The sequence below is a fragment of the Stenotrophomonas sp. ZAC14A_NAIMI4_1 genome (assembly GCF_003086915.1).
In the GTDB taxonomy this organism is placed as follows: domain Bacteria; phylum Pseudomonadota; class Gammaproteobacteria; order Xanthomonadales; family Xanthomonadaceae; genus Stenotrophomonas.
The window spans coordinates 2739480-2752200 of record NZ_CP026002.1 but is presented as its reverse complement, the minus strand read 5'-3'; the positions used below and the strand labels follow the sequence as shown (position 1 = coordinate 2752200).

The window sequence follows — 12721 nt, the reverse complement described above, 5'->3', positions numbered from 1 at the left end:
ATTCGTCGGTTCAGAGATTCTTCAACGCATTGAAGACATGGCGCATCAGGCGGCCCCACTGCCTGGCCTTTACCGAAGCGCGTTTTGACTTGCCGAATCACAACGAGGCATACTGAAGCTTGCATCGGTGCTCGATGGCAATTTGGGCCATCGAGAGCCAGCTTGGCGCTTCCTTCAGTTGCGCATGATACTGCTGAATTTTGTTTTTTCCTTGTTAGCTTCTCTCGAAAACAATAGATTTAACGCTACTTGTTTAGGGGGTGCAGCCGTGCAGTTAGCTTATTTTAGAGCAAATGAGTACAGCCGCTGGGTCGCGTGATATTAATTAAACTGTAGGCACGGGGATCGGACGATGGATAAGAAGGAAGCTGTTGCGCAGTTGAGTAAGTTCAAGGATCGCCTTCTTGTAGATGTTGCGGACGCCTACTCGCAGCGGGGTGACGACTTTGGTAAGGAGCGATTCGCAGCTTGGCGGCGTCAAATCAACAAGTTTCTGGATGATAATCTTCCGGGTGCACGCGCCATGCTTGATAAGAAGCTTACTCGGGGCGTGTACTATCGCGGTGGATATGAAAGCGATTTCGATGTATTCATGCGGGAGAGCGGCGAGCCTGCTGTCGCATTCTTAGATTCACTTTCCCTTGATATTGATAATGATGAATACGAATTTCGACTTCCTTCGGTGGCGGAGTCAACGAATGTCGGTGGCTGGTCTAGGGTAAAGGAAACGGTTGCTCACGATTCGGATCGGGTTTTTATTGTTCATGGTCATGATGAGGCTATGAAGTCGAAGGCTGCTCGCTTTGTTGAAAAGTTGGGGCTGAAGACCGTCATCCTTCACGAGCAGGCAAATCGCGGTCATACGATCATTGAGAAGATTGAGGCCCATACGGATGTTGGGTTTGCCATAGTCCTCTATACCCCCGACGATGTGGGCGGGACAGCGCTGGAGGCAAGTGAGAGTAATTTTCATTCCAGAGCAAGACAGAACGTTGTTTTTGAACATGGATACCTGATCGCAAAGCTATCGCGTGCGAGAGTCGTTCCTTTGGTTTCTGGTAATATGGAGCTGCCGAGTGATATTAGTGGTGTCGTTTATGTTGATGATACCAACTGGCAAATTGATATCGCCAAGGAGATGAAGGCTGCTGGCTATAGCATCGATTTCAATAAGTTGCTCGAGAGCTAAAGGACTCTTTTTTAGAGCTTACGATCAGCGTTTCCGCCGAGTTCGCTCTTGGCCGGTGTTGGCTGCCTGATTTTGGTCTTGAGTGCGCCGAGCAAAGGGCGGGCGCCATTCGATGCTGTGTCTACATTCTTGGTGGTGAGGTGCCATTCCGGGGCGCAGCTATGGGGCTCCGCGCGTCGTTGGTTGCGAGCTGAGTTTCACTATCGCAGCGAAACCATCGCACTGGTCTGTCTTGGGCCCTTCGTGCTGCTGTCCGTGCCGCCTGAGGCGAACGGTTTCGTAGCGAAGCTGGAAGCGGGCGCTAAGCCGACCACACCGAAGTGGATCTACAGCGGCTACAGGATGACGGTGATCAGCAACCAGGAAGAAGAGCAGGCCAAGCCGATGCTGGCCGGCGGTGAAATGAAGTTCTACCCGCAGACCGGGTTGGAGTGGGCGGGTGCGCGCTTCAGCAGCAACACCACGCCGTGGACCGGCCATGTGGTGGTGGATCGGGAGCTGATCACCGGGCAGAACCCGGCTTCGGCGCTGGAAGTTGGACAGCGGTTGGTGGAGCAGTTGAAATAAGCACGCTGGTTAAGCGTGCTTGTCGTCGAGGAGAATCCCGCGCGCATTGCGCGGGAACAATCCGTACAGTCTGTTAAATAGAGCTGATTAGGCCTCCAACTCAACCACCTGTTCGATGGTTGCCGCGCGCTGCAGCCGGCCCCTAAGATATGCGGCGACCTGCGGATCGGTAGCGTAGACGTAGCATCCCTTCATGCCTCGGGTCATCAAGGTGCGATAGGTGTTCTTGATGATGGTGTCGGCCAACTCGGCAGCGTGTGCAGGATTGGACTTCGACAGCTTCACATACCCCTTCATCGTCTTGTCGTGCTGGTCACGTGCACGAGGCACGGTCTTGAGGGCGCCGTCTTCCATGACCAGATCCGGGCCGATGATCACGCCGACGTAATCGACTTCCAGGCCCTGGCAGGTATGGATGCAGCCCACCTGATCAATCGAGTTCGGGGAGACGATCCAAAGGCTTCCGTCCTGACCGAGGTTCCACTGCCGTCGATAGTTGCCGATGACAATGTCAATGTCCTTGCTGTTTTTCTTGCTGTTCCACGGCCAGCAGTAGCCAGCTACAACGCGCGCGCGGTTATCGGCGTTCTTTGCATCGATGGCCGCGTGCAATGCGACCGGATCATCGAATACCTGGAAGTCGTAGCTCTCTTCGTCCAGCGTTGTGTTTGCGGTCGGGCGGACCTGCAGCACGTCGTCCAACCATGCGAGATAGCCGTCCGAACCCGCACAGCGGAACTGCGAGGACAGGGTGTATTCTTCCACCGTCGCTCCACGGGCAGCCGCGAAACTCCGAATGGCCTCTTTGGTGCCGATATCTTTCAGCGTGACCCGTTGGTCTTCATCAATGAAGAACACGCTGCACAGGGCAGCGTTGATCAGCTCCATGATCTGGTTCTTACCCTCGTTCCCGTAGAACCCGCCTTGCTCGGTGAGCCGATGGGCCTCGTCGACGATCAGTAGATCGAATTCGTTCTCGGGGGTATTGATGTACGCTCCGGACCCACCGAAGAAATGATGGAGGCGATCGGTATCCTTCGACTTGCTGAGGGCACTTTTGTAAACCTCACGTGGCGCGGCATTCTTCGAGACGTACTTGACGTTCAAGCCGTCGCGCACCGCGGCCAGAAGATTTACCGCAACGACGGACTTGCCTGTGCCCGGGCCTCCCTCAACGATGACAACCCGAGGCTTACGTTCTGCGTGCGCCTGGGCACACGCCGCCTTGGCGGCTTCGAACACGTGCTTCTGCTCGTCGAGCAATGTGAACGTACTATTTCCCGAGAGCAATCGATGCAGTTCGTCTGCGAGCGCTTTGGATGGGCGGATAGTGGCGTCGTCCAGTTTGGCCAGCACGGGGATGCCATCGCCCTTGCTTGTGTGCTGGCTGATGAAAGCGCGCAGCCCCTCAAGGTCGCCCGCGCCCTTCAGGAAGAGCGGTGCGCGTTGGATGTAGGGCCGGTAATGGGGTGAGTCGATCACACCGTCCGACTGATAATTGTGCAGATAGGCGCAGGGATGAAGCTGGAGCTTTCCTACATGGACCGCTTCGTTGAAGCCCTCAAGGAATGAAGCGTAGGACCATGCCTGATAACTGGGATGGACTCGAAGGTCTCCGGGCCGCAACTCGATCATCCCGTCGCGATTGGACTGCTTGATGACCGACCATTGTTTGAGCTCGACGATGATGACGTTCACTGAGCCGTCATCGGCGTGGCCGGTCAGGAGAACGTCAATACGCTTCCGCGACTGAGGCAGGACGAACTCAACCGCAACGCCGATGTCACCGGGAATGGACGGGTGGTTCAGCGCACGTGCGACGTATCTCAGTGATTCACGCCAAGAGCGGATTTCGGACTCACCCACATGGCCCTTGGTGGCCGCCTTGTAGCTGGCGAGGATGACTTCCTCGATCTCCTCGTCGTTGCAATGGCGAAGGAAGGCGTCCTTGTCTGCCTGATAGACGATCATGGCTGAGACAGCTTGTTGTACTTGGTGCTGACGCCCCGCGAAAGATCAACCGGGTACTTGGCGGCATTCATGGCCAGCTTGCTGCTGACAGCTTCATTGAGGTCGATGCCGAGCACGTCCGACAGCCGGATGAGATACAGGGCTACGTCGGCGATCTCTTCTCGAACGGCCTTGGCAGTGGCTTCAGAGGAGGCGGCATTGAACGAGTCGGCCTCCGTCATCCACTGAAAGACCTCGTTCAGCTCTCCAACTTCGCCGGAGAGAGCCATGACGAGGTTCTTCGGGGAATGGAACTGTGCCCAATCACGGGCTTCAGCGAATTCCCGGAGCGCTTGGGCAGCGCCCCGAACCTCGATGAGAGGGTGTTCCATGGCATGGCCCTATACGACAAAATTTGGCCAATTCTACCCATGGAATAGGGGCGCAAGCGACATATGACCCTTGGCACTCAGGCAAAGCGCCCCTGCGCGACATGAGCGCTCCGAGAGCCTTGCCTGGCCCGGGGCTCACCCGGCCCAGTCCCCATCAACGAGCAAAGCTGGAAGCCGGCGCCATGCCGACCGCTCCGAAATGGATCTACAGCGGCTACCAGATGACGGTGATCAGCAACCAGGAAGAAGAGCAGGCCAAGCCGATGCTGGGCGGCGGTGAGATGAAGTTCTACCCGCAGACGGCGTTGGAGCGGGCGGGTGCGCGCTTCAGCAGCAACACCACGCCGTGGACCGGCCACGTGGTGGTGGACCGCGAGCTGATCACCGGCCAGAACCCGGCTTCGGCGCTGGAAGTGGGGCAGCGGTTGGTCGAGCGGCTGAAGTAAGGCGGCTTTTTCATCGCATGTGGCCCGTGGCACCATGGCGCACCGGCTTCGTCCTTGGCACGGGGCCGGCGCGCGTGGCGTGGATCAGTCGTCCCACGCGAGCGGGTGGTCGCCGATGCTGAATGTTGATCCAGGAGTTCTGTGTGCCGAGCACACTGGCAGTTGTTGTGAAAACCGTGGCCGCCGCTGCCCTTGCGGCACTCCCGTTGGTGACCATCTGGTTGATCCATCGGCGTGCGTCAAGGAGAGCCCGCTCCACGTTGGAATCAGGGGGCCGTTTGAATCCCCCCCGCCGGATCTCCGATACCTCCATGACCTTGGTGATGGTGGATGGGAAAGAGGATCGCGAGCACTACTTCTTCGATACTGAATCCTTCTACATGCGGCGGGGGCCCACGCCCACGGCGGTTCCGCTCTCGCAGATCACCTCAGTCACCCGAACATCCGATGTCATCTACGGGCGCTATGTCTGGCAGGTGTGCTTCAGCAAGGCGGCGGAAACAAAGTGCGTCACGTTCACCAACAACCTGACCTTGTTCAACCGCGACTTCCTGCTCTTCCGGGAGGCGGTGCGGAAGGCCAATCCGCTCGCGACCGTTGACCGGGCGGGCCTGCGGTTCTAGCTGCGGGCCGGCGACAGGCAGAGCATCCACGCGTGGCGTGGATCTACACTTGGGCCTCCGTCCTAAGGAATCTCGGCCATGTTCTCTGGAAAAGTCGCGGTGATTACCGGCTCCACCAGCGGTATCGGTCTTGGCATCGCCACGGCGCTGGCGCGGCAGGGGGCCGACATCGTGCTGAATGGCTTCGGTGACGCGCAGGACATCGAACGCATCCGCTCCAGTCTGGAGGCCGAGTTTGGGGTGCGGGTCGCGCACGATGGCGCCGACCTATCCCGTGGCGAGGCGGTGCGGGAGATGATCGCCCGTGCCGTTGCCACGATGGGGCGCATCGACATCCTGGTGAACAACGCGGGCATCCAGCACACCGCGTCGATCGAGGAATTCCCTGTCGAGAAGTGGGATGCCATTCTGGCGCTCAATCTATCGGCGGTGTTCCATGCAACGGCGGCGGCCCTGCCGCACATGAAGCAACAGGGATGGGGGCGCATCATCAACATCGCGTCGGCGCACGGGTTGGTGGGTTCGGTGAACAAGTCGGCCTATGTGGCGGCCAAGCATGGCGTGGTCGGGTTTACCAAGGTGGCCGCGCTGGAAAACGCGGGCACGGGCATTACGGCCAACGCCATCTGCCCGGGGTGGGTGCGGACCCCGCTGGTGGAGAAGCAGATCACCGCGCTGGCGGAGCGGGAGGGAACCGACCAGGAAGCCGCCGCGCGTGAGCTGTTGGCCGAGAAGCAGCCTTCGTTGCAGTTTGTGACGCCGGAGCAGCTGGGTGACATGGCGGTGTTTCTGGCATCGGACGCCGCCGCGCAGATGACGGGCACGGCGCTGCCGATGGATGGCGGTTGGACCGCGCGCTAAGCGTGGCTGCACGGGACGTTAGATTTTCCGCCGGGCATGGCCCGGCGCTACCGGGTGGGGTGGTGGTAGCGCGGGGCCGTGCCCTGCGAGCGCGCAGCGCGGTGGTTTTGATTTTCCGCCGGGCATAGCGCGGCGACGAGTCAGGCCGGCCTGACTTCCCTGCACACCAGTTCGGCCAGCTCGCGACACGCGAAGAACAGGCCCTCCACCACGCCCTCATCCAGATGCCGGCGGGGCGTGGCCATGGTCTTGCAGCGGTTGGCGGCATGCAGCATCTCCACCGCAGTAAGGATGCCTACGGCCGCACGGTCGATGCGCGCGAGGGACTGACGTCGGCCGTCGGACAGGTTTTCCTCCGGCCAGAGCATTCCGTCGGAGCCTTCGCCATCGCGGATGCGGGTGAGGCAGCCCTGGAAGGTGCTGAGATCGGAGGTGGGGTTTTCGTCGTCGTTGACGGTGCCAACAGCATGGAGCGGCGGGTTCTTGCGAGTGGTCATGGCAGTAGCTTCCGTGGCTGTGCTTAACAGCGCCACCGCGCGGAAGCGTGGTGGCGGACGGTGCGTGGCTGCAAACCGGGTAGAGAAACGCCATAGACCGGTGGGTGCGAAGACCCCCACGCACCGCCCGCCATAATGGCAGACGGATTGCCCGCCGGTACCGGTTTCCGGGCGGTACCGGCGGGCAAGCGCAAACTACAGGCGTATCTCTGAAACGGGTTTGCAGACCCGGCCACCCTTTTTCGGTGGCGCGCCATGTTGTCTACGCATGCACGTTCGGTTCAATGAGAAAAATCCGAAGATTTCGGACGAATCGAGCGCGAGCCGCAAATTGTTGCATGCAACTCAGATGGCACATGCGACAAGAGAAGACGCTAGCTCGCCACCTCAGTGGCAGAGTCGACGTCTGGTGACGTAAGCGGCTCGCGAGGGCAAGCAGCGTGTGACGTTTTGCGCTTACGAATAGTTGTATGAAACATTTCAACTGATTGCGTGGATAGCGGACAGCAAAGGCAAACGTGACGTATCCGGCCGATTTCGCGTGCCGGATACGTCATCGGTCTTTCATTCAGCCGCTGCGCTCACCGGGCATGGCCCGGCGCTACCGCGTCCTGGCCATCATCAGAAGCAGCGATCGTCGAGGCCGACTTCATCGCAGCTCTCAGGCGCGCTGCAGCCTCCGCAGCCACGTATCCCACGACTCAAGGCGAACGCGCGGTGAGGTATTCAGCTCGTAGTCCTGCCGCTTTCGGCTTTCTTCCCGATCGTTTTGAGTGCGTCCGCCGATTACAATCGAGCGGATATTGATGTCCTTGTCCGGGTCAACCTGAAGTAGCCCCACCGGACCCAGAAATGCGTTGTAAAGCGGACTGCCGCGCTCCGCTTCCAGCCGGATGCGGTGCAGCTCGCGACGGACGCTGTCGTAGTTCCGGTAGACGACACCTACGCGATCCCGGAGCTGGCCTGCCGCCTCCTGCACCTTGTGGTTGAATGCCTGATAGTGGTTGCTGTTGAGCAGATTGAAATCAGCACCCTTCACCTCGATCAGGATGACATCCATGCGAGAGCGTCCGGTGAACACCGCGAAGTCCACATAGCCGTCGCCGAAGGGGAGCTCTGAAAAACAGATGTACTCCCCTTCGGGGGAGCTCAGACCCTCAGCCATTATGGAAAGGTCCTGCTTGAGCAGTCGCTGGAGCTCGCGCTCGCCACTTCCTGCTTGTACCAGCGCATCTACCGACGCGGCGGAGATCATTCCATCGGAAATCTCCAGCTGCCGCTTCGTGACGTGTGGTGGTTCCGGCCACGGGGATCCGTCAAATGGCCTTCTCGCCAGCCGCAGTGCTTCAGCCGTTCTCACGATGCGCTTGTTGCTGCCTGTGCGCTCTTCAAGTTCATCTGCGCTGCAGCCAAGTGCCGCGATGGCGGCATCTTTCGACAGTGGCTTCCTGTGCGTGCCGCGAGACACATCTACTTGGTCGAAGGTGTCAGTTGTCGCATCGGCCTTTTCGTCGTGCTCGATGTAGATGCTTGCACCGAGGGCCAAGCCACTTTCCTGGACGCGCTTGATGATCGTCTCGATGGCATTCGTGACCGATGCCCCGTCATTGCACTCGCCCAGGTCTGTAATGAGTACGCGCGGGCAACCCTCTACGGCGAATACGCGAAGGCGGCACATTCCCGTCGATTTCGGATGGTTGTCGCCTGCGTAGTTCAGTACCGTGTCTATGACTTTCATACTGATGTCGTGTGCTCTTCCAACGGGGAACTAGACGATAGTGTTGGTTCGCAGCGCTGACAATTGGGAAAAGTCCTGGAGAACAGCAAGCCCGCGTTGGAGAGAAGTTGTTGCTGTGCAGCGTTGATCATTCGCCTTTTCGTTACCGCGTTTTTTTCGGGTGGATGGGATGCGTCGCCGCACCGCCTGACCCATCCGGACGATTTCGCGTGCCGGATGGATCATGGGGGGCTTTGCCGCTGCGTTCGCCGGGCAGGGCCCGGCGCTACCGGTGGGTTGGTCGGGCGCGGCTGGATTTCCCTTACAGATTCGCATCCAGGAACGCGCGGATCACCGGGCCAATCTCGTGCACGTGGCTTTCCAACGCGAAGTGCCCGGTGTCATAGAACCGCACCTCCGCCTTCGGCAGATCGCGCTTGAACGCCTCGGCGCCGGCCGGAATGAAGATCGCATCATTGCGCCCCCACACTGCCAGCAGCGGCGGCTGGCGGTCGCGGAAGTACTTCTGCAGCTGCGGGTACATCACCACGTTGGTGCGGTAATCCAGCATCAGGTCCAGCTGGATATCCAGATTGCCCGGGCGCGCCAGGCGCTCGTTGTCCAGCGTGTAGGTTTCCGGCGCGATGCGCATCGCATCCGGCGCGCCATGGGTGTACTGCCACTGGATGCTTTCCGGGGTGAACATGCCGCGCAGAGCATCGCGGTTGGCCGCGGTCGGCGCGCTCCAGTAGCGCTTGATCGGCTCCCACAGCTCGCCCAGGCCTTCTTCATAGGCGTTGCCGTTCTGCGAAACGATGGCGGTGATGCGTTCCGGGTGCTGGGTGGCCAGGCGCCAGCCGACCGGTGCGCCGTAGTCGAACACCTGGATGGCGTATTGATCGATGCCGACGACTTCGGTGAAGCGGTCGATGGTGTTGGCCAGGTTGGCGAAGGTGTAGGCGTACTTCTCGCGCGGCGGCGCTTCGGTGAAGCCGAAGCCGGGCAGGTCCGGTGCGATCACGTGGTAGCGGTCGGCCAGCATCGGGATCAGTTCGCGGTACATGAAGGACGAGGAGGGCAGGCCGTGCAGCAACAGCACGGTGGGCGCCTTGGGGTTGCCGGCTTCGCGGTAGAACACGCGCACGTCGTCCACCTGGGCATAGTGGAAGGTGACCGCCGGCGCGGCGGCGTGGGCGGAAGCAACGGCGAGGGCACCGGCAAGGCCGGCTGCCAGACGGGCAGGGGTGTTCATGGTGTGGGCTCCTCAGGCGACCTGCTGGAAGGCGTGGCTGCTGCCGCGCGAGATCTTGCCCTGGTCGAACAGGCGCAGGATCGGGAAGTCGACGTCGTTGCGGCCGACCTTCCAGAGGTAGTTGGTGATGAAGTTCAGCGCCAGGTGGCCGAACACTTCCACGATGTCCTCATCGCCCCAGCCGGCGGCGCGCACGGCCTGCAGTTCTTCGTCGGTCACGTCGCCCTTGTGGCGCACCAGCAGCAGCACGAAGTCGAGCAGGGCCTGTTCCTTCGGGTCGGTGGACTTGCCGTGGCGGGCCAGCTCGATGTCTTCCTCGGTGAGCTTCTGCAGCTTGGCGATGGCGGCCAGCAGGGAGATGCAGTACTCGCAGCCGTTTTCTTCGCCGATGGCCAGGCCGATCTTGCGCGCCAGCTGCTTGCTGAAGCGGCCGTCGGTGAGGTTCTGGAACAGCGCCAGGTAGCTGTTCATGGTGGCCGGGGAGTTGGCCAGCGCGGTCATGATGATGGGCAGCTTGCCGAACTTGGCCTTGGTCTGCTCCAGCAGCGGCTGCTGGGCCGGGGTGGCGGTTTCGGGGGTGACGAGGGCGAGACGGGACATGGGTGACTCCTTGAGGGGCTTAGTTCAAATGTACCGAACGGTCGGTACGGAATGAATTGAATCCGAACGATCGGTCCGCGTCAAGCTTGAATTGTACCGAACGGTCGGTTATCGTTCAGGCAGGAGGTGACCCATGCCCCAGGTCAGGAAAATTGATGACGCGGCCCTGCTGGACCGCTTGGCGCTGACGTTCAAGGACGTCGGCTATGAAGGTGCGTCGCTGGCGGTGATTGCCGAGGCGACGGGCCTGAAGAAATCCAGCCTTTACCACCGCTTCCCGAACGGGAAGGAGGAGATGGCGCAGGAAGTGCTCGCCCAGGTGGGGCGCGTGCTGGATGCGGAGATCTTCCCGGTGCTGGCCGGCGATGCGCCGGTGGCGGACAAGCTGGCGCGTTTTGTTACGGCGATGGACGCGATGTACGACCACGGCCGGCAATCGTGCCTGTTGAACATGCTCTCGCCGCCGCGTGGCGTGCAGAACGGCTGTGGCGATGCGATTTCCTCGACCTTCCACCGGCTGCAGGAGGCGCTGGCGGGTGTGGCGCGGCAGCACGGTGTGGGTGATGACGAGGCCGAGCTGCTGGCCGAGCAGATGCTGGTGGAGCTGCATGGCGCGCTGGTGGTGGCACGCGGGATGGATGCGCCGGCGGTGTTTTCGCGGGCGATTGCGCGATTGCCGCGGATTATTCTGGACGCGGTGTGATCCGCCGGGCATGGCCCGGCGCTACCGGAAGGGTATGGCTGTCGAAGGCGCCTGGGGCTAAGGGCCGTAGAGCTTTTCGGGGTCTATTCCGGCCAGGGCCAACACGCGATCGCGCCGCACCTGCTGTACCCATGCCGCGAACAGCTGGGCATTGGTGAACATGTCGGTGTTGCCACACGCGGGGCAGGTCAGCTGCACGTCAGGGCCCATCTGCCGCATGCCACCCGGATCGGAATAGCGCGATTCGTCTCCGCAGTTTGGGCACTTGCAGTTCAGGGCCTCTACGCGGTCGACGGTTCCATCGATGCGCAGCAAAGGGCGGATCCTGAGGATCCGGAACGCGGAAGACGGGGTCATGTGTCGTGCCTGTGATGGGCTAGACACGGGGGGCGAAGAATTCGCACCGCAGAGGAGCCAGATGGGTCCACCATACAGGAAGCGTTGCGCAGCAGGCTCAGATGCACGTCGCACGCTCAACGGCGGGCCACCCTTCGTACAGGTACCTTGTGGCGCGCGCAGGGGACGTCGCCTGCGCCGGATTTCGCTAAGCTGGCCGCATCACACTGGGGCGGGCACGCGTCCATGGACCTGATCCGACTGCTTCGATCGCTTGAGGAGTTCCTCTACGAGCTGGTGGGCTGGCTGGTGTTCTACCCGCGCACGCTGTGGCGGGTGCTGGTGCGGCCGGGGGAGGTGGCGCGTTACACGCGGCGCGAGTTTGCCAAGGATCCGGAACACCGCTTCGCCGATGCGATCAGCCCGGTGCTGATGCTGATCCTGTCGGTGGTGCTGGCGCACGCGCTGGAGATGGCGATGCGCACGGCGCCGCTGTCCCTGTCCGGGCCGCTGGGCAAGTTGCTGTTCTCAAGCGAGCAGGGCCTGCTGCTGACCCGCTCGGCGGTGTTCTGCATCTTTGCGCTGGGCGCGGCGCTGAGTACGTTGTGGCGGCAGCGCCTGCCGATCAACCGCGACACCCTGCGCGAGCCGTTTTCCATCCAGGCGTTCCTGGCGTGCCCGTTCGTGCTGCTGCTGGCGGTTTCGCAGGCGGTGGGTGGGGAAGCGAAAGGCTGGGGCGCGGCCATCGGGGTGGCGGCCGTGGTGTGGTACCTGTGGGCGCGCACGCGCACGTTCGTGGCGTTGAATGACGTGGGTTATCTGCCTGCGGCGGGGTTCGTGCTGGCATCGTTCCTGCTGACCTCGGCGCTGGTGTTGGCGCTGGGGTTTGCGATCGTGATGTAGGCGGTGTCCTGTGGGCTGTAGAGCCGAGCCCATGCTCGGCTCCGTGATGCCGGACGGGGTACGTGTTGCCAGCCATGGGCTGGCACTACTGGGTGGGGCGCGCCGGAGCAGCCGAGCGTTGGCTCGGCTCTACATGGGCGATGCCTGGTTACGCCGCAATCAACAACATCGGGTCGATCAGCGGAATCTCGCGCTTGTCGGGCATGGCGATGCTCTGGCTGCAGAACACATACCCCAGCGGATTGTCGGCCCGTAGCTGCTTGCGTGGCACGCTCTCGATGTCGCCCACTTCATCCACGGCCAGGCCGATCACATCCACCCCGGCGCGCACCAGCGCCATGGCCGGGCAGGTGTAGGTAAACGGTGTCAGCCCGCTGAGGCGGCGCAGATCGGCAACGCACACTGCCTTGTCGCGCACGGTAAGGGTTGGGCGGCCTTCGATGATCGGGCGGTCGAAGGTTTCCGGGCCGCGTATCTCGACCGTGGCCTGCACATCCACGGCAAACCACTGTTCACCGGCCCGTACGGCCAGGTATTCAAAAAAACGACGTGACGGCGAAGCCGGTTGTCCGGCGGAAGGAGAAGACGGCTGCAAGAGAATTCCAGTGGAAGGGGCACTGCTGCGGCGGCGCCATCATGCCGTCTTGGCGAGCTCAACAGTGTAAGCAGATGATGAACATCCGAA

Annotated in this window: 13 protein-coding genes and 2 pseudogenes; 7 read left to right on the top strand and 8 right to left on the bottom strand. The window is 61.3% G+C overall.

Annotated features, from left to right (window positions below; genetic code table 11):
- Positions 1-352: 352 nt before the first annotated feature.
- Positions 353-1189, top strand: coding sequence for a nucleotide-binding protein (locus C1926_RS12445; RefSeq protein WP_108759409.1), 837 nt, complete (start codon positions 353-355; stop codon positions 1187-1189).
- 183 nt (positions 1190-1372) lie between these two features.
- Positions 1373-1756: pseudogene (locus C1926_RS12440) on the top strand (type 1 glutamine amidotransferase domain-containing protein); the annotation flags it as partial.
- A gap of 87 nt (positions 1757-1843) precedes the next feature.
- On the opposite strand, the gene C1926_RS12435 reads toward C1926_RS12440, so the two are convergent.
- Together C1926_RS12435 and C1926_RS12430 are read right to left on the bottom strand one after the other, a co-directional pair.
- A complete protein-coding gene (locus tag C1926_RS12435; protein WP_108759408.1) occupies positions 1844-3727 on the bottom strand; it encodes a DUF2075 domain-containing protein in 1884 nt (627 codons plus the stop codon).
- Complete coding sequence (locus C1926_RS12430) at positions 3724-4098, bottom strand: nucleotide pyrophosphohydrolase (protein WP_108759407.1); 375 nt, start codon at positions 4096-4098, stop codon at positions 3724-3726. Before C1926_RS12430 ends, C1926_RS12435 begins: the two co-directional genes overlap by 4 nt.
- 161 nt (positions 4099-4259) lie before the next feature.
- Here C1926_RS12430 and C1926_RS12425 point away from each other — a divergent pair.
- The 3 genes and pseudogenes from C1926_RS12425 to C1926_RS12415 form a co-directional block, all read left to right on the top strand.
- Positions 4260-4544: pseudogene (locus C1926_RS12425) on the top strand (type 1 glutamine amidotransferase domain-containing protein); the annotation flags it as partial.
- A 311-nt stretch (positions 4545-4855) separates the two neighbouring features.
- Positions 4856-5167, top strand: coding sequence for a hypothetical protein (locus C1926_RS12420; RefSeq protein ID WP_108759406.1), 312 nt, complete (start codon positions 4856-4858; stop codon positions 5165-5167).
- Between the two features lie 78 nt (positions 5168-5245).
- Entirely contained in the window at positions 5246-6028 is a 783-nt protein-coding gene (locus C1926_RS12415; protein ID WP_108759405.1) for a 3-hydroxybutyrate dehydrogenase, read from the top strand.
- A gap of 140 nt (positions 6029-6168) precedes the next feature.
- On the opposite strand, the gene C1926_RS12410 is transcribed toward C1926_RS12415, so the two are convergent.
- From C1926_RS12410 to C1926_RS12395, 4 genes are all read right to left on the bottom strand, one after another.
- A complete protein-coding gene (locus tag C1926_RS12410) occupies positions 6169-6525 on the bottom strand; it encodes a hypothetical protein (protein ID WP_108759404.1) in 357 nt (118 codons plus the stop codon).
- Positions 6526-7186: 661 nt separating this feature from the next.
- Positions 7187-8263 carry a Shedu immune nuclease family protein gene (locus C1926_RS12405; protein WP_108759403.1) on the bottom strand — a complete coding sequence of 359 codons (1077 nt, stop codon included), beginning with the start codon at positions 8261-8263 and terminating at the stop codon, positions 7187-7189.
- A 301-nt stretch (positions 8264-8564) separates the two neighbouring features.
- The gene (locus C1926_RS12400) at positions 8565-9494 is read right to left on the bottom strand and encodes an alpha/beta hydrolase (RefSeq protein ID WP_108759402.1); all 930 of its coding nucleotides are present in this window, start codon (positions 9492-9494) and stop codon (positions 8565-8567) included.
- A 12-nt stretch (positions 9495-9506) separates the two neighbouring features.
- On the bottom strand, positions 9507-10094 hold the full coding sequence (locus C1926_RS12395; RefSeq protein WP_108759401.1) for a carboxymuconolactone decarboxylase family protein: 588 nt from the start codon (positions 10092-10094) through the stop codon (positions 9507-9509).
- A 133-nt stretch (positions 10095-10227) separates the two neighbouring features.
- Here C1926_RS12395 and C1926_RS12390 point away from each other — a divergent pair, with 133 nt between their 5' ends.
- Entirely contained in the window at positions 10228-10797 is a 570-nt protein-coding gene (locus C1926_RS12390) for a TetR/AcrR family transcriptional regulator (RefSeq protein WP_108759400.1), read from the top strand.
- A gap of 57 nt (positions 10798-10854) precedes the next feature.
- Here C1926_RS12390 and C1926_RS12385 read toward each other — a convergent pair whose 3' ends face one another.
- Positions 10855-11154 (bottom strand): hypothetical protein, encoded by a 300-nt coding sequence (locus tag C1926_RS12385; RefSeq protein ID WP_108759399.1) that lies wholly within the window; start codon positions 11152-11154, stop codon positions 10855-10857.
- Positions 11155-11379: 225 nt separating this feature from the next.
- Here C1926_RS12385 and C1926_RS12380 point away from each other — a divergent pair, with 225 nt between their 5' ends.
- Complete coding sequence (locus C1926_RS12380; protein WP_108759398.1) at positions 11380-12036, top strand: permease; 657 nt, start codon at positions 11380-11382, stop codon at positions 12034-12036.
- Positions 12037-12184: 148 nt separating this feature from the next.
- Here C1926_RS12380 and C1926_RS12375 read toward each other — a convergent pair whose 3' ends face one another.
- On the bottom strand, positions 12185-12631 hold the full coding sequence (locus C1926_RS12375; protein WP_301554034.1) for a chemotaxis protein CheW: 447 nt from the start codon (positions 12629-12631) through the stop codon (positions 12185-12187).
- Positions 12632-12721 lie beyond the last annotated feature (90 nt).